Below are 22,589 nucleotides of genomic sequence, written 5' to 3' on the forward strand. Positions count from 1 at the left end.
AGGGCGTTGCCGATGTTGGAGGCCGATACGTTCGCGCCGGCGGCCAGGGTGGCACCGTGGGCGTGGTCCGTGACGCGGGTGATCAGGCCGGGGACACTCGCAAAGCCGGGAAGACGGGTTGCCCCGGCCGGCTCGCCACGAGGACGGATCAACGGGCCGGGAGCGCCGCTTACGGGATCAGATGGGTAGGCGGAGCTGTCGGCACGTGGTATGCCACAGCTCCTCGAAGTTCTTCTTCTGCTTCGCGATCACACCGCTCGGGGCAATCGCGTGGAACTCCTCGACGGTGGGGAAACGGGTGCCGCGCGAGAGGGTCTGGCTGCGGAGATGGCCGAGGGGGTGCAGGTGGCTTTCCTCGACGCGCTCGCCGCCCTCCTGCGCGCGACGGTGGATGAGGTCGGCGACCTGAGCATGTGTTCCCGTGATCACGACCTCGACGGACCTGCTCGCCTTCCCCTTCCTGGACGCGTCGCGGCAGGACGGCTGCGGGTTACGGCAGGCGGGCCCGTGCCATTGCATGCACGGCGGTGTCCGCTCGCCGGTGTCCGGATCAAGGCACCCGGGCCACGGGGAGGGGCAGGAGTCGCCGTGCCGTTCCCGGCAGCTCTTGGTGCGGGCTGGCGGGAAGACGCGCCGTACCCGGTACAGCGCCCATTCCGCCGACGTCAAGTGGCCGTCAAGCGCCCGCAGCGCCGCGGTGTTGCCGTCCCCCGCGACAAGCTCGTACAGGGTGCCCTTCGGGTAGAAGGAGCCGTTCTCGTTCAGCGCCATCGACGTGTACTCCAACGCCAGCACCTCGACAGCCTGCTCAAGGTGGTCGCGCAAGCGTGCCAGATGGACCGGCAAAGCAGCACAGCTGCCTGAATAGACACAAAAGGTGCAGTAGGACTTGGGCCACACAAAGCCGAACTCGGTGAACAGCCGGGCTTCTACGATGTCGCGATCCCAGGCCCGCCCAATGAGCGGGTACTCGACGGTGCAGATGGTCCGGCGGGCCTTGAGGTTGTCCTCGTGCTGGCATCCGTCGTAGCTTCGGGCGCGCTTGTGCTCGCCGGCGTGGTAGCCGACGATCTTCCGGAACGGCCGACCGGGGAAAGCGGCCAGCCCCCACTGATCAAGCGGCCAGCCCTTATATTTCAGCGAGCACGAGTTACCGCCTGAGGCCTGTACGACCGTGCCGTTGAGGGAGAGCTCGTCCATCAGGGTCCAGCGGCCTCGCGGGACGAAGCGCCGCGGCTCACGGGAGTCCGCGAGGACTTCCCAGCCGTCCGCCTCGTACGGGCCGCACCGCGCGACCTGAATGTACCTGACCCTGTGGCGCCGCAGGAGAGGGAAGATATGGTCCTCGACGAGCCTGACGGTGTCCGCCCATTCCGATCCCACGGTCGCTGTGATCACGATCAGGTCGGAGAGGTCCGGCTCCAGGCCGTAGCCGGTCGGGTCGCGCAGCATTTCGATCAGGACGAGGGTGGAATCTGCGCCCAATCCATAAGAGAGCACGGTCGTCGGCTTGGCGTGGGCCGTAGCGGGCGGAGGGTCTTGCCACAGGTCGAGTTGTAGTTGCGGGGTGTGGGCACCCATGTGTGTCCCCTTTGTCGAAGGTGGGTTCCGGGGGCTTGCCCTGCCCCCTGTTACGACGTAGGTGAATCTGCGCTTTGTCGGGCCCGCGGCCCCGGCGCTGCCCGACCCGCACCCCCAGCGGGGCGAACCGAACTGTCCGCCGAAGAGGAGGTGTTGGGCTCGGGAGGATGCCGCCCGCGCAGGAGGCGGGCGGCATCCGGGAGCGTCCGGAGGGCGTAAGAACCAGGGGGCCGTCGGGCTTTCAGGAACGGTCGGCCGTCGGTTGTGAGAGGAAGAGCCTCACGTCACCGGGGCTGCGCCGTGAACCGCAGGCTGCGGATGGTGCTGCCGTCCCAGGCGTCCGCGTTCGCGCGGGAGTTGATGTCGGCCACGAACCGTTCCGTTGCGGCGGCGCGGGCCGCCGCCTTGGTCGGGGCCTCCTGCGCGGGGATGGTGTACTCCCATACACCGTCGTCCCCGCCGTCTTCGGGATGCTGGAACTGGACCACCCACGTGCCGGTGGTCGTGAACACGACGTCGCCGTTGAGCGTGATCCGCAGGGGTACGGCTTCCTCGTCCCAGATCCGGGCGCCGACCGCAGTCAGCCCGTCCGTCTCGGCGGAGATCTGGGCCTCTCCGGCTTCGTCGACGTAGAAGAAGCAGGCGGCCCCCGCGATGGTGACGCTGGGGTGGCAGGGCGTCTGCGGGTCGCTGTAGTCCGCGCAGGAGAAGTGCGCCCCCAGGTTCAGATCCTGGTACAGCGCGGCCTTCCACTCGCCTCCGCTGGTGGCCAGATGCTGGCGGATGGCCTGGGCGACAGCGCGGGCGATCGTCTCGGTGTCGCCGGTGGCCAGGTCCGGGAATCGGGCGATCTCGCCGGGGCCGCCGAAGACGGTTCCCACGCGCAGATGCCCGTGGTCGTCGAACCGAAGAGCGAAGGCGTCGGTCCCGGGTGCTGTCAGGCGGACGGTGGCCCCTTGGGCGCCGCGCTCGGCCGCCCAGGCGCCGCCGAGGATCCCGGCGGCGAGCTGCGCGATGTCTGCTGGAGTGTGCACGATCTGGCTGGTCCCTTCGATTCCTGTGGGAATTCGTGCTGGACAGGCGCCGTCGGAACGCGCGGCTCGTGGGCGGGAGCGCGAGCCGACGGGCGGGTTCCGAGGCCGGGAGCAGGGCGGGGCGACAGCCTGGCCCCCGGCTAGGAGCGTGGATCAGAAGAGAGGGAGGACGGTGTGGGGGGCGTCGACTGCCTGCTGGAGCATCGCGGCGTCCGGACCGCCCTTCGCCATGATCAGCATCCCTCCGAACTGCCCCATCTGGGACTCCGTCAGCGGGCTCTCACCGTGCTCGGTGAGGAATTCGTCGACGGCGTCCAGCACGTCGTCGGGGTGGGTGAACTCGCCGACCAGGCCGAGCAGTCCGGCCGGTTCGCCGTCCTTCCACAGCTGCGCCGAGAAGCACCGAAGAGCCGGGTCGAAGACCGCCTTGAGCTCGGTGGTTTCGTTGAGCTGGAGCGGCTTCCTCAAGTGGTCGAGGTTCATGGGGTCTCCGTAAGTCGAGAGTGGGTTCCGGGGCTTGCCCTGCCCCTTGTTGATGTAGGTAAATCTATCTTTTATGGGGGTGGTGGTCAACCGTAAATAGGGCTGTGAGCTGGTCAGTTTTGGGCGTGAAGGGCTTGGCTGGCGCGGTTGCATCCCAGTGCCGCGCTCGGCTGACGGGCATAGTGCCGTGCGGGGCGTTGCCGTGGAGATCGACCCCCGGCCCCTCCCGGCGAAGAGAGATTTGGGGGGCCGTCGGACGGAGTGCAGGGGAGGACGGCCTGTATTTCTCCGTGACGCAGGAGCGGAGAAATACAGGGCGGCCGACCTTGCGCGGAGTCCGCCGCGGCCTCCCATACTCGATAGCCGGGAGGGACACCACCCGCACCCGGCCAAGCGCATCAACCCCGACGCGCCCTGCTCGGCCTGCTTCTCATGGGTGCCCTATTCGGCATCGCTCCGCCTTCGCCGGCCAGAGGACTGGCCGCGTGCGGAGCCCTGTACTCAGCGATGGTGCCGGATGAGGCAGAGGGTCGGACCGGCTGCCAACTCGGGTGCGGCACAGGGATGCGACGTTTCATAATCCACTCCTATGACGACCGATCTGCCGCATCGCCGGTTCGGCCCCGATTTCGTGGCCGAGCAGAAGAGCCGATACGGCCACCGCCGCCCTGAGGGGCGGCCCCTTTCGTACGACATCGCTGTAGAGGACGAGTACGAGCCGTGGCGGGCGTGGCTCGACGCGCAACTCGCCCTGTTGCCGGACAAGGATGCCGACACGTATGCCAGGAATCTCTGGAAGGACCAGAATTTCTGGAGCGATCACATCGAACTCGCCGCCGGCGAAGCGCTCCGGGCGTCGGGGCTCCGCGTGGAGTACGAACGGTTGTGGGGCGCCAAGACACCGGACTGGACCGTGCTCGACGACGAAGGCCAGCCGGTCGCTCTGGTGGAGGTGTTGACGCACAGCCCGTCGAACGAGCTGACCGGGAGGATCAGGGCCTGGCACAACCTGGTCGAGCGGGTCAAGGAAATCCCCGTGCCAGTCGTGCTGACCGTGGCCGGCCCCACTGACCGCCCTGTGGATCCGCCGAACTCACACACAGCGAAGAAGATCGCCCAGGACCTGCGGCGCTACCTGATCTCCCCCTTGCACCGGGTGCAGTTCGCCAGCCAGGGTTACACCTTCCTTGTCATGGCCGATCCGCAGACGGGCACCACCATGCGCGCGCCCGGGATGCGCGCCATCCTGGTCCCGCCCAGCGGTCTGGCCGGAGTCGTCTCGGCCCAGCCGCTGGTCGCAGGCATCGAGGAGAAGGTCAGCAAGTACCGAGCCGTGGCCAAGGAGGCTGGCCTGCCGCTCATCGTTGCCGCGGGAGCCGACAAGTTCACCGGCCTGGGCATCGAACAGCTGGACTGCCTCTTGAATGGCCAGCCCACGGTGACGGTCCAGTTCAACTTCGGCGATACCTTCATCCACGATCCCATCGAGTTTCAGCCCGACAACCCGCCCCGGTGGACGATGCCTTCCAGTCTTGCCGGAGTGCTCTGGCTGGACCACGAGTTCCCGTTCACGGCGACATGGCGGGCGAACGCGGAGGCTCAAACGCCTGCTCCTGAACGTCTCACCGCCGTCTGGAAACGCTGAAGGGCTCCGCCCGCGCAGCCCTTGCGCGGGCGGAGGACCGAACATGGCGACGTCACGACTGTTCGGTATCCCCGGGGTGGCCGGCCAGACGGGTCTGCAACTGGTCCAGGAGGACCACCGCGTCCTTCACGGTCACGTACGACATACAGATCGAGGCCGTGGAATCGGCCTCGACCCTGATTTCGAATTCGGCGTATGTGGCTTCGTCGTCCCAGTTGTAGGTGCCGGGCGGTGCGGCGCCGATTCCCTCAGGACCTTCTTCGAACCAGCCGCACCCGAAGATGACTTCTAGTGTTCCGCCGAGGGCGTTCTGGGGGATTCCGCTGAAATCCACCGTGGCGCGGCCGTGATCGTCGAAGCACACGAAGCCCCGTGCTTCTCCGGGACGTTCGGCCTTCATGCGCGGATCACAGCAGCCGGTTGGGGGGTCCATTCGTCGGAGGCCGGGGAATGCGGTGGCGAAGGCGATGAGGGCGGCGTCCTGCTGGGCGGTCCAGGCGGTCTGCCAGTCCTGAAGGGCACGGCGGGTGTGTGGCTGCATGGGCTCTCCGATCCAAGATGATCGAGAAGGCCAAGGGTTGGTCGGTACGACTCGTTGCAGACCGGGCCCGATCGCCTGGCTCGCCGTGGGCCCGGCCCGTCCTGTCTTACGCGGACGGGTATCCCGCACGGGATGGCGCCCATGGCCCAGGCACAGCAGCGCCGTGGGGATGGCCGACGGCACGTCGGTACCGTCGGCGAGGCTTTGTCGGCTCCGCCGTGAACCGCAGGGTCATCGCTGTGTCAGGGCCGAGCCGGATCGACAACGGGGGTGCCGTGGGCGGCGGTTGATGGTCGTGGCTCATGCGGGTGCACCTCGAAGTCGTATCGACGCGGGGGACTCGGATGCGCGGAGTGCGGCCTCGGCCATTTCGCTCAGGACCTGGGTCACCGCGGCGTGGCCGACCCTGTCCGTGGGCAGTCGGTGCCCGGCGCCCGCGACGGGCTCGTGGACGCGGGCGCCGGGCAGCTGCCGTGCCAGTTCACGGGTCTGGGACAGGGGGATCCAGTCGTCCAGCGCGCCCGTGATGATCTCGACCCGGTCGTCGAGGGCGTCGAGCGCGTGAAGCTGATCTGCCGTGGTGTAGGTGCGCAGGGACTTCCACAGCTCGGCGATGTGCCCAGTGGGCGTACGGCGGAGGGCCTGTCGGCCCGGTGGCGGAATGTCGTCACGGTGCTGTGCTTCGGGAAGAAGCGCCCATGGGTGACGGCTCGGGAGCCGGCGCCGTACGACGTCGGCGGCGGGCGGCATCCAGCAGAGGGGATATGAGTAGCTGGCGCGGACTGCCGCCTTGATCCAGTGGAGTGGGTGGTTGCCAGGCGCCAGTTGGGCTCTGCTGCAGGCCGTCGAGATCAGGGCCACGTGGGGGTTCCGGCGGCGGATGAGGTCAGGGTGCCGGGCAGCGAGAGTAAGGGCTGCCATGCCGCCCATGCTGTGGCCGGCGAGGACGATCGGGCCCTGGGGTGCGGTGGCGTCGATGATGTGGGCGAGGTCGGCGCCGAGCCGGTCGATGGTGAGCGCGGCGTGACCCGGCTCCGAGGTGCCGTGGGCTCGTTGGTCGTAGCGGATGACCCGGACCCCGCGGGCGGACAGTTCGCGCGCCTGGAGGCGCCACACGTCCGCGGTCATCAGGTATCCGTGGCTGAGGATCGCCGTCACTCCGGCGTGCGCAGGACCATCGGTGTAGACCGTCAGCCGGGCTCTGTCGTCGGTGACGACGGTGGACCGGCGGGTGCCCGGGCGTGCAGCCGCGCTCACAGTGCGATCCGGAGTTCGAGCTCGTCGGCCACGTCGAGGCCGGAGTTCGGCAGAAGGCCGAGCACCGCCATGTTGCGCACGTACGCGGTCTGGGGCAGAACCGGGCCGCCGAGGTGCTCGACGATGAGCAGCGTCCGCCAGTTCGTCCACTGCAACGTCACGGCGAGGGCCGTGAATCCCGCGTCACGGGCGAGGTCGGCGACGAGGTCGGCCAGGCGCGTGCCGAGCCCGCGCGACTGGTACGTCTCCGGGGCGCTGTCGGCGACCAGCAGTGACACCTCGCACACGTTGGGGGTGCGGGCACGCTCGGCCATCGATGCCATGGCCACAACGTGATCGGACTGGTCCGGGGTGACGAGGAGTATCCGGCCGCGCGAGCTGTCCACCAGGTGCTGCCACTCGGCGCAGGAGAATCCCGGCCGGCGGCCTCCGTAGCGGGCGAACAGGCTCGTGACACTGCACCGGGCGTGCAGATCTTCGACGAGGGGATGGTCGTCGACGGTCGCTGCGCGGGCGTAGGTGATCGTGCCGTCGTCGAGGACGAGGAGCGTGTCGCGTTGGGCATCGGTGAGAAGCGGGGGCACTGGAAGATCTCCCAATCGGCGTCGAATGGTGCGATGTGGCTGGTCAGGAACAGATGGCGGTGCCGCGACCGGGTCAGCCCCCGAGGTGACCCGGTCGTGCCCCGAGCCTGGTCTGTCCTGCGGAACGCGCCGAGCCGGGGCACCGCGCCTTCGTCGGCTGCTGCCCCGGCGGCGCCGGACGACGACGGGGCGAGCGTGAGGACCGCGATCCCGGTGCCGTCGGCCCTGGCCGACCCCGGCATCACGACGCGCGCGAGCTTGCTGAACGGCACGGTGCATGGGCCTATGCCTCCACGTGGATCACGGTGTCCAGCGTGGGTCCGTCCCTGCCCGTCACCCGGGCGTGCAGCCCCCACAGGATGGACAACATCCGCTGGTTACCGCTTCCTGTCATGGCCGCGACCTCGCTGCAGTCGAGGGTGTGAGTGCGAGCGAGGTCCACCGCGTAGTGGGCGAGAGCCGTACCCAGGCCCTCGCCCTGCCAGGAATCCTCGACGAGGATGCCGAGTTCACGGACATGCGGGACCGGCGTCCGCAGGAGGTGGGTGATGGCGATGACCCGGGACGGTTCGCCAAGCGGGACCGTGATCAAGGTGGTCCCATTGGCCTGATCGCAGAGATGTCTCCACTCGCGTGCCGCCAAAGACTGGCGAGCAGCGTGGTAGCGAGCGAAGCACGATTCCAACGAGCACCTGGCGTGCATCGCGTTGGCCTGGGCGAGGTCGTCGAACAGGGCGATTCGGGTCAGGGTGACCCTGTTTGTCCGCGTGGTCGTCTCCAGTGGAGCGGGAGGGACCAGCAGTGAGGAAGTCGGCAACCGCGTTTGAGGTGAGGCGAGTTCGCGTGTCTGCTCTGGGCTCCCCGCCGGCGCGGTGCCGTTGCGACCGGTGTTGCCTGAGCCGATGACCTCGTTCGACATTGGGTGATGCCCCCGGCTTCCTCAGTCGAGTTGCATCGGCGTGTTGATGTAAATGCGGTAAACCCAGCCCCACTTGCCCTTGTTCGCACCGGTCTTCACCAGCACGTAGCCCCACGACTTCCCGCTGCCGGTCGACCCCCGGTTGCAGGACCAAAGGACGCGCGTGTTCTTGGAGAGTTGTCCCTTCGCGAGGTACTTGGTCCCCGGACCCGTGCGCAGCTTCACCGTGGTGGAGACGGTGGTGGCAAACCCCACCGGCTCGGTGCAGGCGCTCCTGCCGACACTGCTGGCCGCGTTGGCGGGTGAAGTGACGGACACCGAAATCCCGGCAGCCACCGACAGAGCCAGTAGACCCGAAGTCGCCAGTCGCGCAGGGGCGTTCAGCTTCATGAGAGTTCTCCCTTTCGAGACGAGTTGCTTGTGGTGAGACAGAGCGTGAGGAAGGCCGCAGCCGTCGGATGGCTTAGGAAGCGCCCGGCAGCGAAACGGCGCCTGACGGCGTGCCAGCGATCGCGGCATGAGAGACAATTCGCTGCAGGGGTGGGGGCGGAACTCGTGCCGCGTTGTTTGCGGCGTGAGCTATCGCTGCCCGCGAAGGACTTGCTTAGAAGAGGAGTTGTGCGTCAGTCGTACAGGGCGCAGGTTGCGAACAGATCTGCCGAGTGCGTGCGGCGTTCACCTACCGCCATGCCGCTTGCGACAGGAGCCCGGCATCCGGGCGGAGCAGTGAAAGGCAAATCGCCGAGCCTGTGACGGCGCTCTCCCGGTGCAACTCAGCCGGCCAGTTGGTACAACATGTCGCTTCGGACCCAACCGACGGTTCCCTTGGCCAGGCCCCCTTTCGAACGCTTGGCCAGCGAGCTGTAGTACCAGCTCCCCTTCCCGCAGTAGACGCGCACGCGGTCGCCGTCGTAGAGCCGTCCCTTGGCCGGATAGCCGGTACTCGGCCCTGTCCGGTAGTTGACGCCGTTGGCGTCCACCGTGCCGGTGAAGTCGGTCAGGTTGTAGGTGCACTTGGGAGAGCCGACCGCGGACGTGGTCGGCGCCAGAGCCATCGCGCCTCCGGCGAGGAGAGTGGTGGATACGGCCAGGGCTGCCGTTCGGTGGAGCGCAGTCACGATTCGGGACTCCTCTTCTCAGGCATGCGGGCTCCGGCGACACGAAATCACCGTCATCTACAGGTGTTGATGGTAGATGTCTTTCCGGGGTGCATGGAGGGTCCTTCGAGGGTCATGTCTATCAACGTGTGTGCATATTCCCTGTTGGTGGTGTCCAGGGATCGCTGGCGTGACGATCTAGATGGTTGAGGAAGGTGCCGGGGCGGGTGGCATGGCCTGCCGCGCGCTCGCCTCTCTTCGGGGGGGGGTGAGATGCCGATATGGGGCCAGGCTCGCCGTACGGTGAGCCACGGTTGGCTAGGCGTCGGTCCCTGTGAATGACTGCTGGTGAACGGGCTCTGTGGCCCTTCCGGCGGGCATCGAAGCCATCAACGGGCCCCAGGACCTGACTTGGGCCTGGCTGAAGGCCGTGAGTAGCGTGACTCTCGTGGTTGCCGCTCGATCCTGCGTCTCTGGCGCGCAGTGGAGGTCGAGGCGAGGTCAACCGGTTCCGCCGAGTTGTGCTCGGCGACGGTTGTGCCGCCGCATTCGACGGCTTGATAATGGGGTCCATGACCGGACAGCTCAGAGCGATGACCATGCAAGAAGTCCGCGCTCTCGTCAACGCTGCGCTCGTGGACGACACTGTCGACCTTGTGGCCCCCCTTGCGATGTCGCTGGCACTTCGTGAAGGTCTGCGCGCCACGGTGCTGACTGGGCTGTCGCGCGGCGACTACCTTCCGGCTGTCGGAGATGCGCCGGGGAGTCTGGCCTACGCCCATGGCGGCCAGGTCCGCATGGTCGCGCTCTCCCCGGAGTCCGAACTCCTCCTGTCCGCCCACCTGGAGCTCTAACTCTCGGGGCTCCGTGCGGCGGGGAGCGGTACCGTCGCCGCGGTCATCGGCATCATGATCCCGGCGAGCTCGGTCACCGGTGGGGGTTGAGGGCGCGCAGGCGGGCGGAGAAGCTGGGGTCCGGTGCGGCGGGGATGCGCCGACCGGTGTCGGGGTCGAGGTAGTCCCAGGTGCCGCGCTCGCCGCGGCCGCAGAGCATCAGGGACATGGTCCGGCCGGGCTCGTGGATGCCCGTCACCTCGTGGTACAGCGTGTGCCTGAGATAGTTGACGCTGCCGTGCCGGTGGGCTACGGCCAGGTCGGCGCGGACGTGTCCGCCGTCGAGGTCGTAGCGATCCTCGTCGTACCCGCCGAGCAGGATCGCCGAGCGGAACGATCAGGGGTGGGAGTGCGGGCGGGGCCGGCCGTCACTTCGGCGGTCCGGCCGGAGCCAAATGTTGATCTTCGTCGTGGTCGCGGCGGCCTCGCGTAGGACGAGTTCCGCCTTGTAGGCGGTGCCGCTCTCGTCCGGGACCAGCCACCACCGACGCGGCTGCACGAATTGCTGCCAAGTCAGCGATGCCAGAGCCGGGTCGTGTGCGGCCAGGGCTGTTGCGGCGGCCTCGTACATCTCCTCGTCGACTGCGAGGCCGGGCACGATCTGAGTACGCGTCATGCTGGCCGACGGTGGGCCCGTCCCAGATCTTTGACCAGGGTTTTCCTGTTCTGTAAAAACAGGAACATGAGAAACCGGGCCAACCTGGTGGCATGCCGAGGGTTTCCCCGTTTTCTCATACCGAACGACCCTTTTACGAGACGGCGGTCCCGGCGCCAGCCGGTAGTAGTACAGGATTTGGTGGTCCCGGGCCTGGGCGGTGTCCTACAGCATGGGAACCGACATCTTCTGCGCGTCGTCCAGGGCGACGTGGTTGAGATCCTCGATATCGATCAGCCGAGGATGCCGAGCCGGGCGGCGGGGTTGCAGTGGATGCAGCTGTCGAGCCCGCCGTCGAGGAGGCGGCGGGCCTCGTCGCGGCCGATGCCTCGGTAGCGGATCTTGTCGATAGTGGGGCAGTCCCCGGCGTGCAGTTGAAGGGGGTGGTCGCCGGCGACGGGGAGCTGCACGAGCCAGTCCGGAGGCCGCGGCCGCCGCTGCTGTGCACGCTCCCGCTCGGCAGCGGCCCGCTGGACGGCCTTGATCTTGCGGTCGATGCGCCGCAGGCAGACCAGGTGCCAGGTGCGTAGTGCCTGGAGTCGATCCAGGTCGGGCGGCAAATCATCGAACATACTCACGATTCTAAGGTCACCGCGCAGTGTTGTTCGAACTAAGTTCGATTATGGTGCGGGGGGGGAGGTGAGGTCCATGGAGATGAGCGGGCGGGAGCGGCGGGCGACGGTGATGCATGTGCGGTGTCCGGTCGGGCTGCCGGAGCCGGTGTACCGGGAGGTCCTGGAGGTGCTGGCCGGCGTGTCCGCGGTGGTCGAGGCGGTGCCGCCGGGGGGCGGCGCTGGTCGAGCTGCGGGGCGCGCTGCGTTATCACGGTGCGGACGTCCGCCGCCTCGGCGAGCTGACCTGTAAGCGGGCGCGGGATCGTACGGGGGTGGACGTGAGGGTCGGGATCGCGAGCGCGGTGTCGACGGCGGCGACCGCCTCGGGGCGGCAGGGTGGGGGCGGGGTGCTGGTGGTGGCGCCGGAGTGCGAGCGGCAGTGGCTGGCCCAGCTGCCGGTGGAGGCGCTGTGCGGGGTCGGTCCGCGGCAGGCGGGGGTGCTGAGGAAGTTCGGCGTGCACGACGTTGGTGTGCTCGCCGGCCTGTCGGTGGAGACGGTGCAGCGGGTCTTGGGGGCGAGGGAGGGGCGTACGGCGTGGGAGCGGGCGCGGGGGATCGACCCGCGGCCGGTGACCCCGCGCGCTCTGGCGGCCTCCGCGTCGGTGCGCCACCGGTTTCGCCGGGACGAGCTGGACGGTGCGCCGGTCCGCGCGGCCCTGCTCGACCTGGTGGTGCGCCTCGGCACGTTGCTGCGCGGCCGGGGCCAGGCGGCCCAGGGCGTGACGCTGACCCTTGAGTTCGCCGGCGGGCCGTCGTGGTCGCGTACACAGCGGCTCGCGCAGACCTCGGCGCACGAGGAGGACCTGAGGGCGGCGGCCTACCGGTGCATGGACGCGGCCGCGCTCCAGAGAGCGAGACTCACCGGCATGATCTTGAGGGCCGAGGACCTCGTCGGAGCAGACCGGGCCCCGGAGCAGGGCACACTCGACGGGGCACGGGAGGCGCGGCTGCGCGTGGAGGAGGTCGTCGACGAGGCCCGGGCGCGGTTCGGTCCCCAGGTGATGGTCGGGCCGGCCACGCTGCTGGGCCGGGTCTCGTAGAGGGGAGACAGATCAGCACGCGATTTCGAGAACCTTGCCCGGACATCGGGGCGCAGGCGTGGGCCGCCCCGTACGGTCTCCGGCGTACGGGGCGGCCTGCGGCCTACACCGTCTCCAGGGCTCGGACCGGAGCCGGATCGGGGGCCGCGCCGGGGACGTGCTTGACGGCCTGCCGGGCCTGCACGGCCTTGTCCTTCGGACAGAGCTCCCAGTGCTTGTGGCCCGCGACGCACGCCGTCAGCTCGCGCAGTTTCGACCACAGCCGGTCGTACTCGGCCGTCTGCTCCGGCGTCCATCCGTTCGTGGCGGGACGCGTCGCGTTGCGCCACCGCTCGGTGTCGGTGAAGCCTTTGTGAGGGGCCGCCGACCAGTCCAGTTCCTTCTGGAAGTGGTGGAGTGCGGCGTAGGTCTCATGCAGTTCCTTCTGGGCCGCGACCAGGTCGTCGGGGAACGCGAAGGGATCGTAGGGCTGCTTGGCGGGAGCGTCGCCGGTGGCTTCGGGCGGGGTGGTACTCGGCACGGCCTGGATGTTAGTGCGACGCTGTGACATCGCGTGGGTGCCCGCGCGCGTCGCGGTGAGAAGACCTCAGCCGAGCGCGGCCTGCCACCGGATACGCGAGTGTCAGTGCCAGCGGAGATGATGACCGCATGACGACCACCATGCGGAGTTTCGCGCTCACCTGGACCGATCCTGACGGCGCGCCCCGGGCATCCGCCGTCGCGTACGACAAACCCAGCGCGGAGCGGCGCAGGACCGAACTCGAAAGTGCGGGCGCCACCTGCATCGAGCTTGTGCCCGTCAGGCTTGGGGAGCTGCCCGAACCGAAAGGGACCGCCGGGGCTTGAGGTTCACGGCTGCGTCGCGGTCTCGGGGCCACGAACGGCGTCGCCTCCCACGCCTGGTCGAGGATCGGGTTCATCTCCAGGGGGTACTAGCCGAGCGCGGTACGCAGTGACCAGCCGCCGCCCGGGGCGACGGCGCCGGTCTGCGTGTCGGCGAGCAGGATCGTGGACAGCGAGGTGTCCGTGATGGTGACGGCGTCCTCCACCTCGCCGGCCGTGCTCGCCGCAGTCGCCGCCCGGCTCGGCGAGCGCACCGGGTCGCATTCGAGAGCTGAACGCGCGGTGACGTCAAGCTTCATGTGCGCTTCGACGCGTGCTCAGGACGCGGACCTCTCCCACGGCCCGTCGTGGGTTCGCTGGACGAGATAGACATCGGGCCATTGCGTACGGCTGTCAGCCAGGATGGCCTCGGCCCGTCGCCGGGAGATCTCTCCCAACGGCTCGATGTCCTCCAGAGATTCGGAAGCGATGCCGTACTCGGAGCCAATGGCCTTGCTCATCGTGCTCTCCTTGGGGGTGCAGCTGCGATCAGGTGCGCGGCTTCAGTTTGACCAGCCGCACCGGCTCCCCGTCGAGAAGGAACCCATCGATCAAGTCGTCGGTGATCTCGTCGTGTTCCCCAGTCCGGGGCAAGTCGAGCGTGATGAGGAAGTCACGAAGAGCGGCCCGGATCCGGTCCGGCAAGGAAGCGTAGTCGGAGGTCTCGGCCGGGTCTGCGGCAATGACCAAGCGGGCCTCACGCGGCGCGTCGATGCCGGTGACGTGCACATCAACCAGTTCAAGTCCGGCTTCCTTGAGTGCCTTGCGCGCCGTGTCGTGCAGAGTGATCGCGGCCAGGTACTGCGTCACCTGGTCGCGGCTGAAGGCCGGAGCAACGGACCTGGCGATGGCCTTGGCGGGTGTGCCGCTACGGAACTCCCGGGTGATCGCGTCGACCAGAGCGCGCTGCTCACCAAGGAAGTTGTCCAGCTCAGTCCTGATGTCCATGTCCTACAGCATACCCGGGAGGGCTTAATTCAGTCCAGACGTAATTCAGTCCACAACTGACGTTTCTCACTGAGTGCGACGTCTCCCCGTGATCGCTGACAGATCCCGATGAGCGACGGCATAGCCACCACAGAACGATGAGTGCCGTGGGATGACTTGAGGTGAACCGGCAGCTCAGGCCATTTCACCTCGACTCAACCGATGCGCGTCGTTTCGAACTACGTTTGATCCCGCCCACGCCGTGGACGGGCGGACCGTGGCTGTTGGATTTGATTTTCATGGGCACGCCTGCCCCGTTCTACAGGGCGCCGCCCGCGATGCTGGGGAACGCGGGACGGCTGGACCGTGCGCTCGTTGGCTACCTCTGGTCGAGCGAGCCGGGAGACGGCTCGTTCATAGGCTTCAGCCAGGTAGCGGGGGCCGACCGCCAGGACCTGCAGCCGGGGCCGACGATCACGATCGGCGGGGTCGGGAACTGGGTCGAGAAACCGATACACGATGCGGTAGCGCGGGGCAGGGCGGTTGAGACGCTGGCCCTCGTCGTACTCCTGCTCGTCGAAGTACAGTTTCCAGCAGTCCCTGAGTTCCGTCGGCCAGGAGTCGGACATCCGTTCCAGGCGGATGCCCTCGGCTTCACCGCTGGCCAGCTGTGCGATGCGGATGATGGCCAGTTTCTGCAGCTGCGAGCTCAGTTTCAGGATGTCGGCGCCGACCTGAGGCAGGTGGTCCCCGCGGAAGGGGTCGGACGCTGCCACGAGTTCTCCGTCCTGCAGTTGTCAGACCTCGTGCGCCGACGCGCCGCCGGCCTTGAGGATCTCGTCAGCGTGGTCGGGGTTCGCTCCGGCGACCAGGCGGGCCAGAGCTGAGGTGTCGAGCCCCTGTCCAGGATCAGGCGCCTCGGACATCCGCTGTGCTGCGAGATTGCTGATGGCAACGTCGTCGGCGTGTTCCACTGCCTGGAGCAGGAGCACGAAAAGGTCGTAGGGGAGAATGGCTGCCTCGGGCTCGCCGCCCTCCTGGTCACCGACCAGCAGCGGGAGCGCCTGGTCCCCGCCCTCGCGGAAGCTCGCCAGCACCGTACGGAGGGTGGCGGCCACGCGGGCGACGGAGTGAACTGACTGCTGTCCGCTCATGCCATGCACCCTAACCACCGGGACCGTCGGTTGGCGCTGAGATTTCTGTCGTCTGTCTGGCGTTCCGTGTACGGTCTCGCTCTGGACCGCCGATTGCGGGCCTCGGGGCCGACGGATCTACCTGGTGGCGCTGGCGCCGGATCGGGAAGCCCACCTCCCGGGGCCGCTGCGCCACACGCCTCGCGCGCACCTGGCGGCCGCCTGGCCCCGCAACTCCGAAACACGACTCACCTCGCCATGATCGGCCTGTAGCCCGCCGTTTCATCGGCGGAGCCACCACATCCTGACGCGTACATCGAGTACGTGGGGATCAGATGTGAGTGGGAAGCCGGGAGAGCGACCGCTTAAAGAGGTGGCACGCCAGACAGTCCGGTCTCCCACCGGGCCGTGGCCGCTGCAACAGCGAAGCCTGGTCCGAAGCCGAGCAGGATCCCCCGGGTTCCGTCGGCGGGGGGATCGTCGTGGGTGCGGGCCAGGACAGACAGCACAGCGACGCCTCCGAGGTTTCCCTCCTCGCGCAGGCTGGCCCAGCTGTGACGGGTCACCTTGGCCTTGTCGTCGACTCCCGGCTCTTGATCGATGTTCAGTCCCGCTTCGACGTCGAGGATAATGCGGGGACCGCCAGGGTGTAACACGGCGAACTCCACGTCGTGGAGGTCCTGTTGAGCGAGGAAGCGCCGCAGTTCCGGCATGATGTCGCGGATGGCGGCCGTGGCGGACTTCTCGGAATCGAAGTGGAGCCCGGTCTGGTCGAGTCGGCCTGAGTAGCGGTTACTGCTGTCTGGCAGTAGGTATTCCCAGGTGTTCTCCAAGCGTAGACCGGGGCCGATCGGGCTGTCGGTGACGAGGCAGGCTCCGGCTCCGTCTCCGAAGAGTGTTTTGTAGATCATGGACTCCTTGGAAGTGTCGTGGTGGCTGTAGACCGTGCTGAGCATCTCCGCGACGACCACGAGCACGGTGCTGCCGGGGTGTGCGCCGAGGTGGTCGGTCGCTCGTACCAGAGCTTGGGCGCCGCCGGCGCAGCCCAGCGTGCTCATGGGGATCCGCCGGACATCCGGTCGTAGGCCGAGTGCCTGGATGAGGTGGACGTCGAGGCCGGGAACCGTCCATGACGTGGTGTGGGAGGTGACGATGCAGTCGATGCGCTGCGGGTCGGTGCCCGTCTCCTGCAAAGTCTGTTGGGCGGCTTGGAGTGCGAGGACAGACGCTTCGATGAAGGCGGTTCGATTACGTTCGGCGAGGGGCGCGTCACCGCCGATGGACGGATCCTGCAGCGGACGGCAGAAGAAGCGGGAGGCAACCTGAGTGCTGCGGGCGATACGTAAGTTCGCCGAGAGATGCGGCAGTTCGGGATGCGCTCGGACGATGTCGGCACAGATCTCGTCCGTGGTGACGTAATGCGGCGGCAGCGCGATGGCGGGCCGGGTGACGTGCGCGGCGGGCATGGGCAGCTCCGATGCTTGCAAGGGTGGGGCGGCGATCGCTGCGGTGAATCACCTGAGTCGGTCGCTCTGCGCGGGAAACGCATATCGGGGCGTGATGGTTTCAGGGATGCACTCTGGGGCGAGGCGGACAGCGCTGCGGAGTATTTGAAGGAGCTGTGGTTTTTCGTTGGAGCCATCGAGGTGACGGTATTCGGTGGCGGTGAGGACGGCCAGGCGTTCCCACAGCCCCAGGTCGGGGCGGCGCTCGCGGAGCAGGACGCGGGAGGCGCCATCGACGCCCAGGCCGGAGGCATGCAACTCGTGGATGCGGTCGCGGAGTTCAGCGACGTACGTCATGTAGGTGCGGACTTCCTGCTGTCCGACGAGCGGCCCGTGCCCGGGCACGACCACGTCCGGGTCGAGGTCGAGGATCTGCTGAGCAGCCGCGATGACACCGTCGAGGGGCCCAGCCCAGTGAACCGGGACGTCGCCTATGAACAGGACATCACCTGCGCACACGATTCTGCTGTCCGGAAGGTGCACGATGAGGTCGCCCACGGTGTGCGCCGGGCCGACCTCGATCAATTCGACTGTTATGTCGCCTACGGGGAGTTCGAGTCGGCCCGTAAAGGTCCGCGTGGGCGGGGTGAGGTGCAGCCCTCGGTAGTCGAACCGGCCGAAATGAGCCAGTAGATAACGTCCGAAATCGTCCTCTTGCTGACACTGATTCAGCAGTGTCTCAAGTTGGCCGGGCGTGGGCTCGGCGCAGAGGTGCTGGAGGTTCGCCTCGGTGCTGATGATCTCCGCTCCGGGGAACTCGCCGTTGCCGTAGCTGTGGTCGCCGTTGGCGTGGGTGTTGACCACAGTGGAGATCTCTGCCGACGGCGGTAAGACCTCGTGAGCAGCGGTCTTGAGCAGGCGGGTCAGGTGGGCCGTGTACGGGGTGTCCACGAGGACGGAGGCTGAATCGGCCCCGATCAGGGTGCAGTTCGCCATTCCCCAGGTGCCGGGAAAGTCCGGGAGCCAGGCGTACACCTGCGAGCCGATTTCGGTCAGGCGAGTAGAGATGCGCATGACGGCATTCTGCGAGGCAGCTACTGTGTGAAAGTTGTGAATATGGAGGCATCGTCACCCAACCGCAATCTCGCGGTCGGCGCGTCGAGGTGGAGCTATTGTCGCTATGGCTTCTCGTCGCCTGCGTAGATCACGATGATCGCGCGCGCACCGGGGGACGAGAATGGCGCCGACGCGACCATCTTTGCTGTGCCAGGGCCGTACAGCGGGTGGTGGAACGGTCGTACGACACCGTCCGGGGCTATCGAGGCCACGTCCGGGCGGCGGTAGATCGGGCCGGCGACGGGGTCGGCTTGCACCTCTTTGTCGATCTTTTGCAGGACCTCATTGTCCGGGTGCTCGGCGATGGCTGCCTGTAGTTGGGCGGATACCGAAGGCGCCCAGATTCTCCGCCATCCCTTGAGGGTGTGCCGGGCCTCCTCGGTGAGCAGCATCCACCGTGCGGTGTTCTGCGGGACCTGGCGCTGGTGGAACATGTCGGCGAAGGCGCTGTTGTAGGCGAGCATGTTCCAGGCGAGATCGGTCACGTACATCATGTGCCGCTGCCCGTCGCATGCCTCCTGCCACAGGGTCGACAGGGGCATGACACCTTCTGGGTCCAGGGGGACCGTCGGCTGGTGTCCGCGGGCGTGGAGCCACATGGTGGCGTATTCGTCCTGTGACAGCTGCAAGAGCCGGCCCACGTCGGCGAGGAAATCCTCAGGGGGGTTCGGCAATTTCCCGCGTTCGAGACGCCCGTACGTTTTATCGGCCCGGTTCAGCAACTGGTCCATGTGGCTCTGAGTCAAGCCGTCTTGCTTCGGCCCCGGAGTATCCGCCGCGCGGGCCGGCAAGCCCACATCCTGTGGCCGGATCGCGGCACGCTTCGGCTGGAGCAGCCACGCCAGTGGGTGGTTGTTCTGACCGCCCATGGTTGTCCCCTCTCCCCGTCTTGCGATGCGCGTGAAGCTCGTCGATCAGTGAGGCGCGATTAGGTGCAAAATCCTTCCAGTAGATCGAACAGCGGTTGTTGTGTAGATCTTTATCGCCGGAACGGCAGCCTGTAGAAGGGGCGGAGGTGCTGCAGTCCGATGCGCGGCCGAGGACGTGAAGGGTGCAGGGAGGCGACGGCACTCCAGCGTGCGCTGGTACATCTCCTCTCTGTCGCGCCACGCAGGACAGCCTGGAGGGAAGCTGGATGCATCCGCCCTGATGTCCGTTTGCGCAAACGCAGGCACGCAGCGTGATCGTACATATTCACCTGCGTGCACGGCCGCTGATCAACCAAGTTTTTGCCATTGGCACTTGCCAGAGATCCGCTCCCGCGGTGGAGCGCCAGGATGGGGAGTGATGGAAGATGAGCCGATCCGTGCTGATCACGGGTGGCAACAGGGGTATCGGAAGGGCGATCGCCGAGGCCTTCCTTGCCCAGGGGGACAAGGTCGCGGTCACTTCGCGCAGCGGCGGAGGTCCACAGGGCGCGCTGGCGCTGCAGTGCGACGTCACCGTCCCCGAACAGGTCGACAGCGCTTTCGGGCAGATCGAGGAACGTCACGGCCCGGTCCAGGTGCTGGTCTCCAATGCAGGCATCGTTCGCGACGACTTACTGATCCGCATGGATCTGGGCGATTTCAGGGAGGTCCTCGACACCAACCTGATCGGGCCTGCCATGGTGGCCAAACGGGCTCTGCGCGCGATGGTGAGGGCTAAGTCCGGGCGAATCGTCCTCATCTCTTCCGCGGTGGCCCTGCGCGGCGAGGTGGGCCAGAGCAACTACGCCGCTTCCAAGGCCGGCCTCGTCGGCCTCGCCCGCTCGCTGGCGCGTGAGTACGGCCGTCGAGGTATCACCGTCAATGTCGTCTCGCCTGGCCTGACCGACACAGACATGGCCCGTTCGCTCGACGACGCACGACGCGAGGAAGTCCTCAAGAGGGTCCCGCTGGAGCGGATGGGCGCACCGGAAGAGGTGGCGGCGGCGGTCGCGTTCCTCAGCTCGCCCGCCGCGTCCTACATCACCGGCGTCGTGCTGCCGGTCGATGGCGGGGCAGCCATGCACTGACCTCACAGATAGCGCTGACCCAACAAGCATGTGCCCGCACCGAGTTCAGGCGCCCCCGTGTGGCGAGACTCGGCTCCAGGGTGGAGTGCCCGCCGCCTCCTGTGCACTCCCATAGCCAAGAAACAAACCGCATGCGCGGTTTAATTAAGGAGTAGTGGTGAAAGGTTCAACAAGCCCGTCGCCGTGCCCGAACGCACTACGTGCGGCGCCGGTGTGGGTGCGGCGTCAGAGGGGGCGGCGCGTTGTCCGAGTTGCGTCAGCGCGGGGATGCTGTGCGCTCGTCCGCTCGGGCGGGCGCCAGTTCAAGCTGGCCTTCGGGGCTGCCAACCGAATTCCGGTAGGGACTGGTGATGGGTGGAGCAGCCGCCCTCGGGCCGCGTGGCAGGGTCCTCTGCGGCGCCGTCCGCCGGCGTGGGAGTGCGGAGACGCCGGAAAGTATCGGGTTCCAAGGCCGCTCGCTCCCACGGCCTTTGCTGTGTTCGGCAGCACGCTGACGGGCTTTGCGAGGACGTGTGCTGAGGGTCTGGGCGCCGCGCGGGGATGGCAAGTCCGCGACCATGTGCGAGTGTCACCGGACAGGGTCTTCCAGCAGCACGTGGCGTGGAGGATTCGGGTCCTCTGTTTGCGTCGCTCCGCTCCTGTCTCATCCAGTGTGTGCGGCCGTGCCTGCGCCCGGCGACCGCTGCTGCGCGACCGTGTATGACAGGAAACAGGGAGATGGTCCGGTTATCCGGGACAATGAGGGCACCGACGGAATTCCCAGCGGGGTCTGGCTCGCAGTTGGGGGAGGGGCTGTCCTCTTCCAACCGATCTCCGCGGCTGCGGAGGGGGTTCACCGTCAGCCGGGTCCGGAGGCCGACTCCTTGAAGGAAGCTGACGAGATGACGCTCGATGCGGCGAGCCGGCTGATGCCCCTGCTTCCGCGTGAACTGATCGCGGAGCGCCTCCGGCTGGGCCGGTACCGCGACGGCGACAGTACCGTCTAGTCAGACGAGGGAGTTGAGGGCCGTCCGATGCGTCGGACGGCCCGACTCTCATGCCTTGCCGGTTTCCAGGCGTTCGAACTGCCCAATCACAGCCAGAAGGGCCTTCTTACTGGATGGCAGCAAGGCGCTGCACTGCCGTGCGACCTCGACGGCCTCCTCGTCCTGGAGCAGGTGGAGCACGTCGGTCAGGTCGAAGGCACGGATGACTGAAGAGATCTGCTCGTCCGTGGCCCCGGCCGCGGCTTCGAGGAGGCCAACGGCCCGCGGGAGGACACCGAGAAGTGACGGCTCGCCGACCAGGTTTCCGAGTGCTGCTCGCTGGCCGGGTGTCAGGCCGGCGATCTGCAGGGTGATGGCGCGAACCTCCGGGTCGCCCAGGATGTCGATCGTCTGCAGCCGCCCGAGCAGGTCGGTGACAACCTCCGGGCTGGCGTCCCCCTCCATGTTCTGGAGTCTGATCTGACGAACGTCCAGTCGGCGCAGTTGTTCCAACAGGGCCAGCTGCGCCTGCACGTCATCCTCGAAAGCTGGTTCGTCCTCGGCGAAATAGGAGATGTGGCGCCCGAAGAAAGAAGCGAGGGCCTTGAGGTGACGCAGTTTCACGGTGTCGTCTGCCTTGCCGGTTCCCAGCTCCCAGAGGTACGCCCCTGAGATCGGAACGCCGGTCGTGGCGCTGATCTCCTTTGCCAGGTCCCCCCAGGACGGCGGCTTCCCGCCGTCGCGCGCACGTGCTTCGCGGAGCATCGACAGTTTCTCCGCGAGTGTGCGCGGCGGGTCAATGGCAGCGTCACCGCCGGTTCCCGGCATCGTCGGCCCATTCTCCTCTCCTGTGCGGGGGTGAGCATTCTGTGGAGGTGGCGACCCCCGGCGCCATCTACGCACGTGAATATCACTTCGTGGGCAGGTCGCGTCAAGTGGTCCCGCCATACAGCTCCAACTTCGTGGGCGGGTCTGGGCCACTGGAATCGTTCTGCTCCTCAGTCGCCTCTCCCGTAGCGAGATATCGCAGGTCATCGATGGGTTTCCCTCTACAGGCGTTGACGAAAATCTAGCACATATCGACCAAAAGGATGAGTCGTGGCGATCGGAGATCGGGTGGCGCGCCGGTCTGGTGCGGCGGCGTTCCCTTCTGGGATTGCGATGCCTGAAGCCCCATCGTTCACAATTTCTATCAACGTACGTTTATAGAGAGGGGTCGACCGGCCGCCGGTGGGGCGCTATGGTCAACATGCTTCATCTACAAGTGTTGACGGATGTGAGTGGGGGCACCTATCGATCGATGACCCCTGTGAGTGAGGCGTGGAGGTGTACGCACGTGGGGCTCCGTAGTCGTGAATGCCGCCGGAGAAGCACTGGAGCGAGGGGACGTCGTGATCGTCGTGAATTGCGCAGAATCGCGGCGCAGGCGCTTGGCCTCATCCTGGCCGACGGGGCGCTGGCTGCCGTTCCGGCAGTGCAGGTTCAAGTCAACCCGTTCGCCTACAAGGCCAAGGGGAAGACCTGGCGCCCCGGCAGCAGCGCGACGCGCTGACTGGGGCCAGCAAGCCCGTGACCGCATGCGCCATCTCCAGCTGCGTCGATCCGCGCGCCTCACTGCCGCCGACTAACCTCAGCGCCCCTTGAGACACCCGCAGTGCCCGAGCAGGGCTCGGCCTGCTGACCCCGCACAGACCAGCCGAGGACCCACCCCCCGTCCGGGCGTGGGTGAGGCGACCGTGCGGTGCACGACCACCGTCTGGGACTCGCCGACCGGCGGGAAGG

28 protein-coding genes are annotated in these 22,589 nt (G+C 67.3%); 6 read left to right on the forward strand and 22 right to left on the reverse strand.

The features are described from left to right. Window positions 1–177 precede the first annotated feature (177 nt). The 3 genes from ABZ896_RS42655 to ABZ896_RS42665 all read right to left on the reverse strand — a co-directional run bounded on the left by ABZ896_RS42655 (window position 178) and on the right by ABZ896_RS42665 (window position 3,098). Window positions 178–1,581 carry a hypothetical protein gene (locus tag ABZ896_RS42655; RefSeq protein WP_360941196.1) on the reverse strand — a complete coding sequence of 468 codons (1,404 nt, stop codon included), beginning with the start codon at window positions 1,579–1,581 and terminating at the stop codon, window positions 178–180. A gap of 284 nt (window positions 1,582–1,865) precedes the next feature. Further along, on the reverse strand, window positions 1,866–2,615 hold the full coding sequence (locus ABZ896_RS42660; RefSeq protein WP_360941199.1) for a hypothetical protein: 750 nt from the start codon (window positions 2,613–2,615) through the stop codon (window positions 1,866–1,868). Between the two features lie 153 nt (window positions 2,616–2,768). Next, the gene (locus ABZ896_RS42665) at window positions 2,769–3,098 is read right to left on the reverse strand and encodes a hypothetical protein (protein WP_360941202.1); all 330 of its coding nucleotides are present in this window, start codon (window positions 3,096–3,098) and stop codon (window positions 2,769–2,771) included. Between the two features lie 589 nt (window positions 3,099–3,687). On the opposite strand from ABZ896_RS42665, the gene ABZ896_RS42670 reads away from it, so the two are divergent. After that, on the forward strand, window positions 3,688–4,743 hold the full coding sequence (locus tag ABZ896_RS42670) for a hypothetical protein (RefSeq protein ID WP_360941205.1): 1,056 nt from the start codon (window positions 3,688–3,690) through the stop codon (window positions 4,741–4,743). A gap of 52 nt (window positions 4,744–4,795) precedes the next feature. On the opposite strand, the gene ABZ896_RS42675 is transcribed toward ABZ896_RS42670, so the two are convergent. The 6 genes from ABZ896_RS42675 to ABZ896_RS42700 all read right to left on the reverse strand — a co-directional run bounded on the left by ABZ896_RS42675 (window position 4,796) and on the right by ABZ896_RS42700 (window position 9,162). Beyond that, on the reverse strand, window positions 4,796–5,284 hold the full coding sequence (locus ABZ896_RS42675) for a hypothetical protein (RefSeq protein ID WP_360941209.1): 489 nt from the start codon (window positions 5,282–5,284) through the stop codon (window positions 4,796–4,798). A 300-nt stretch (window positions 5,285–5,584) separates the two neighbouring features. Then, on the reverse strand, window positions 5,585–6,541 hold the full coding sequence (locus ABZ896_RS42680) for an alpha/beta fold hydrolase (protein WP_360941212.1): 957 nt from the start codon (window positions 6,539–6,541) through the stop codon (window positions 5,585–5,587). Then, window positions 6,538–7,125 (reverse strand): GNAT family N-acetyltransferase, encoded by a 588-nt coding sequence (locus ABZ896_RS42685; RefSeq protein ID WP_360941214.1) that lies wholly within the window; start codon window positions 7,123–7,125, stop codon window positions 6,538–6,540. The genes ABZ896_RS42680 and ABZ896_RS42685 overlap by 4 nt, the downstream gene beginning before the upstream one ends. A 283-nt stretch (window positions 7,126–7,408) precedes the next feature. Further along, window positions 7,409–8,044, reverse strand: a complete 636-nt coding sequence (locus ABZ896_RS42690; protein WP_360941217.1) for a GNAT family N-acetyltransferase — start codon at window positions 8,042–8,044, stop codon at window positions 7,409–7,411. Window positions 8,045–8,065: 21 nt separating this feature from the next. After that, a complete protein-coding gene (locus ABZ896_RS42695; protein WP_360941219.1) occupies window positions 8,066–8,434 on the reverse strand; it encodes a hypothetical protein in 369 nt (122 codons plus the stop codon). Between the two features lie 383 nt (window positions 8,435–8,817). Continuing rightward, window positions 8,818–9,162, reverse strand: a complete 345-nt coding sequence (locus ABZ896_RS42700; RefSeq protein ID WP_360941222.1) for an SH3 domain-containing protein — start codon at window positions 9,160–9,162, stop codon at window positions 8,818–8,820. A 551-nt stretch (window positions 9,163–9,713) separates the two neighbouring features. Here ABZ896_RS42700 and ABZ896_RS42705 point away from each other — a divergent pair. Beyond that, on the forward strand, window positions 9,714–9,995 hold the full coding sequence (locus ABZ896_RS42705) for a hypothetical protein (RefSeq protein WP_360941225.1): 282 nt from the start codon (window positions 9,714–9,716) through the stop codon (window positions 9,993–9,995). A 73-nt stretch (window positions 9,996–10,068) separates the two neighbouring features. Here ABZ896_RS42705 and ABZ896_RS42710 read toward each other — a convergent pair whose 3' ends face one another. From ABZ896_RS42710 to ABZ896_RS42720, 3 genes are all read right to left on the reverse strand, one after another. Next, window positions 10,069–10,233 carry a hypothetical protein gene (locus ABZ896_RS42710; protein ID WP_360941228.1) on the reverse strand — a complete coding sequence of 55 codons (165 nt, stop codon included), beginning with the start codon at window positions 10,231–10,233 and terminating at the stop codon, window positions 10,069–10,071. Between the two features lie 138 nt (window positions 10,234–10,371). Then, window positions 10,372–10,650, reverse strand: a complete 279-nt coding sequence (locus ABZ896_RS42715) for a hypothetical protein (protein ID WP_360941231.1) — start codon at window positions 10,648–10,650, stop codon at window positions 10,372–10,374. Window positions 10,651–10,922: 272 nt separating this feature from the next. Beyond that, the gene (locus ABZ896_RS42720; protein ID WP_360941234.1) at window positions 10,923–11,261 is read right to left on the reverse strand and encodes a DUF6233 domain-containing protein; all 339 of its coding nucleotides are present in this window, start codon (window positions 11,259–11,261) and stop codon (window positions 10,923–10,925) included. A gap of 314 nt (window positions 11,262–11,575) precedes the next feature. Here ABZ896_RS42720 and ABZ896_RS42725 point away from each other — a divergent pair, with 314 nt between their 5' ends. Next, a complete protein-coding gene (locus ABZ896_RS42725; protein ID WP_360941237.1) occupies window positions 11,576–12,343 on the forward strand; it encodes a hypothetical protein in 768 nt (255 codons plus the stop codon). Window positions 12,344–12,446: 103 nt separating this feature from the next. Here ABZ896_RS42725 and ABZ896_RS42730 read toward each other — a convergent pair whose 3' ends face one another. Further along, complete coding sequence (locus ABZ896_RS42730; protein ID WP_360941240.1) at window positions 12,447–12,863, reverse strand: hypothetical protein; 417 nt, start codon at window positions 12,861–12,863, stop codon at window positions 12,447–12,449. A 128-nt stretch (window positions 12,864–12,991) separates the two neighbouring features. Between ABZ896_RS42730 and ABZ896_RS42735 the strand changes: the two genes are divergently transcribed. After that, the gene (locus tag ABZ896_RS42735; RefSeq protein ID WP_360941243.1) at window positions 12,992–13,189 is read left to right on the forward strand and encodes a hypothetical protein; all 198 of its coding nucleotides are present in this window, start codon (window positions 12,992–12,994) and stop codon (window positions 13,187–13,189) included. Window positions 13,190–13,275: 86 nt separating this feature from the next. Here ABZ896_RS42735 and ABZ896_RS42740 read toward each other — a convergent pair whose 3' ends face one another. From ABZ896_RS42740 to ABZ896_RS42775, 8 genes are all read right to left on the reverse strand, one after another. Continuing rightward, on the reverse strand, window positions 13,276–13,485 hold the full coding sequence (locus tag ABZ896_RS42740; protein WP_360941246.1) for a hypothetical protein: 210 nt from the start codon (window positions 13,483–13,485) through the stop codon (window positions 13,276–13,278). Window positions 13,486–13,503: 18 nt separating this feature from the next. Next, a complete protein-coding gene (locus tag ABZ896_RS42745; RefSeq protein WP_360941249.1) occupies window positions 13,504–13,686 on the reverse strand; it encodes a hypothetical protein in 183 nt (60 codons plus the stop codon). 28 nt (window positions 13,687–13,714) lie between these two features. Then, window positions 13,715–14,173 carry a hypothetical protein gene (locus ABZ896_RS42750; protein ID WP_360941252.1) on the reverse strand — a complete coding sequence of 153 codons (459 nt, stop codon included), beginning with the start codon at window positions 14,171–14,173 and terminating at the stop codon, window positions 13,715–13,717. A gap of 218 nt (window positions 14,174–14,391) precedes the next feature. Then, a complete protein-coding gene (locus ABZ896_RS42755) occupies window positions 14,392–14,928 on the reverse strand; it encodes a hypothetical protein (protein WP_360941255.1) in 537 nt (178 codons plus the stop codon). 21 nt (window positions 14,929–14,949) lie between these two features. After that, on the reverse strand, window positions 14,950–15,306 hold the full coding sequence (locus tag ABZ896_RS42760) for a hypothetical protein (RefSeq protein WP_360941258.1): 357 nt from the start codon (window positions 15,304–15,306) through the stop codon (window positions 14,950–14,952). 344 nt (window positions 15,307–15,650) lie between these two features. Beyond that, the gene (locus tag ABZ896_RS42765; protein WP_360941261.1) at window positions 15,651–16,751 is read right to left on the reverse strand and encodes a PhlD; all 1,101 of its coding nucleotides are present in this window, start codon (window positions 16,749–16,751) and stop codon (window positions 15,651–15,653) included. 48 nt (window positions 16,752–16,799) lie between these two features. Continuing rightward, a complete protein-coding gene (locus ABZ896_RS42770) occupies window positions 16,800–17,804 on the reverse strand; it encodes an MBL fold metallo-hydrolase (RefSeq protein WP_360941264.1) in 1,005 nt (334 codons plus the stop codon). Between the two features lie 104 nt (window positions 17,805–17,908). Then, a complete protein-coding gene (locus ABZ896_RS42775) occupies window positions 17,909–18,715 on the reverse strand; it encodes an XRE family transcriptional regulator (protein WP_360941267.1) in 807 nt (268 codons plus the stop codon). Window positions 18,716–19,140: 425 nt separating this feature from the next. Between ABZ896_RS42775 and fabG the strand changes: the two genes are divergently transcribed. Beyond that, window positions 19,141–19,842, forward strand: a complete 702-nt coding sequence (fabG, locus tag ABZ896_RS42780) for a 3-oxoacyl-ACP reductase FabG (RefSeq protein WP_360941270.1) — start codon at window positions 19,141–19,143, stop codon at window positions 19,840–19,842. Between the two features lie 1,034 nt (window positions 19,843–20,876). Here fabG and ABZ896_RS42785 read toward each other — a convergent pair. Further along, the gene (locus ABZ896_RS42785) at window positions 20,877–21,635 is read right to left on the reverse strand and encodes a hypothetical protein (protein WP_360941273.1); all 759 of its coding nucleotides are present in this window, start codon (window positions 21,633–21,635) and stop codon (window positions 20,877–20,879) included. Between the two features lie 577 nt (window positions 21,636–22,212). Here ABZ896_RS42785 and ABZ896_RS42790 point away from each other — a divergent pair. Next, entirely contained in the window at window positions 22,213–22,359 is a 147-nt protein-coding gene (locus ABZ896_RS42790) for a hypothetical protein (RefSeq protein WP_360941276.1), read from the forward strand. Window positions 22,360–22,589 lie beyond the last annotated feature (230 nt).

The sequence above is a fragment of the Streptomyces sp. NPDC047072 genome, assembly GCF_040643855.1.
In the GTDB taxonomy this organism is placed as follows: Bacteria; Actinomycetota; Actinomycetes; order Streptomycetales; family Streptomycetaceae; genus Streptomyces.

What these genes read in the sequence shown, in the direction of transcription:
- ABZ896_RS42655 (WP_360941196.1), bottom strand. Translation starts at nt 1,581, where the DNA reads ATGGGTGCCCACACCCCGCAACTACAACTCGACCTGTGGCAAGACCCT.
- ABZ896_RS42665 (WP_360941202.1), bottom strand. Translation starts at nt 3,098, where the DNA reads ATGAACCTCGACCACTTGAGGAAGCCGCTCCAGCTCAACGAAACCACC.
- ABZ896_RS42670 (WP_360941205.1), top strand. Translation starts at nt 3,688, where the DNA reads ATGACGACCGATCTGCCGCATCGCCGGTTCGGCCCCGATTTCGTGGCC.
- ABZ896_RS42675 (WP_360941209.1), bottom strand. Translation starts at nt 5,284, where the DNA reads ATGCAGCCACACACCCGCCGTGCCCTTCAGGACTGGCAGACCGCCTGG.
- ABZ896_RS42690 (WP_360941217.1), bottom strand. Translation starts at nt 8,044, where the DNA reads ATGTCGAACGAGGTCATCGGCTCAGGCAACACCGGTCGCAACGGCACC.
- ABZ896_RS42695 (WP_360941219.1), bottom strand. Translation starts at nt 8,434, where the DNA reads ATGAAGCTGAACGCCCCTGCGCGACTGGCGACTTCGGGTCTACTGGCT.
- ABZ896_RS42705 (WP_360941225.1), top strand. Translation starts at nt 9,714, where the DNA reads ATGACCGGACAGCTCAGAGCGATGACCATGCAAGAAGTCCGCGCTCTC.
- ABZ896_RS42715 (WP_360941231.1), bottom strand. Translation starts at nt 10,650, where the DNA reads ATGACGCGTACTCAGATCGTGCCCGGCCTCGCAGTCGACGAGGAGATG.
- ABZ896_RS42720 (WP_360941234.1), bottom strand. Translation starts at nt 11,261, where the DNA reads ATGTTCGATGATTTGCCGCCCGACCTGGATCGACTCCAGGCACTACGC.
- ABZ896_RS42735 (WP_360941243.1), top strand. Translation starts at nt 12,992, where the DNA reads ATGACGACCACCATGCGGAGTTTCGCGCTCACCTGGACCGATCCTGAC.
- ABZ896_RS42740 (WP_360941246.1), bottom strand. Translation starts at nt 13,485, where the DNA reads ATGAAGCTTGACGTCACCGCGCGTTCAGCTCTCGAATGCGACCCGGTG.
- ABZ896_RS42745 (WP_360941249.1), bottom strand. Translation starts at nt 13,686, where the DNA reads ATGAGCAAGGCCATTGGCTCCGAGTACGGCATCGCTTCCGAATCTCTG.
- ABZ896_RS42750 (WP_360941252.1), bottom strand. Translation starts at nt 14,173, where the DNA reads ATGGACATCAGGACTGAGCTGGACAACTTCCTTGGTGAGCAGCGCGCT.
- ABZ896_RS42760 (WP_360941258.1), bottom strand. Translation starts at nt 15,306, where the DNA reads ATGAGCGGACAGCAGTCAGTTCACTCCGTCGCCCGCGTGGCCGCCACC.
- ABZ896_RS42765 (WP_360941261.1), bottom strand. Translation starts at nt 16,751, where the DNA reads ATGCCCGCCGCGCACGTCACCCGGCCCGCCATCGCGCTGCCGCCGCAT.
- ABZ896_RS42770 (WP_360941264.1), bottom strand. Translation starts at nt 17,804, where the DNA reads ATGCGCATCTCTACTCGCCTGACCGAAATCGGCTCGCAGGTGTACGCC.
- ABZ896_RS42775 (WP_360941267.1), bottom strand. Translation starts at nt 18,715, where the DNA reads ATGGGCGGTCAGAACAACCACCCACTGGCGTGGCTGCTCCAGCCGAAG.
- fabG (WP_360941270.1), top strand. Translation starts at nt 19,141, where the DNA reads ATGAGCCGATCCGTGCTGATCACGGGTGGCAACAGGGGTATCGGAAGG.
- ABZ896_RS42785 (WP_360941273.1), bottom strand. Translation starts at nt 21,635, where the DNA reads ATGCCGGGAACCGGCGGTGACGCTGCCATTGACCCGCCGCGCACACTC.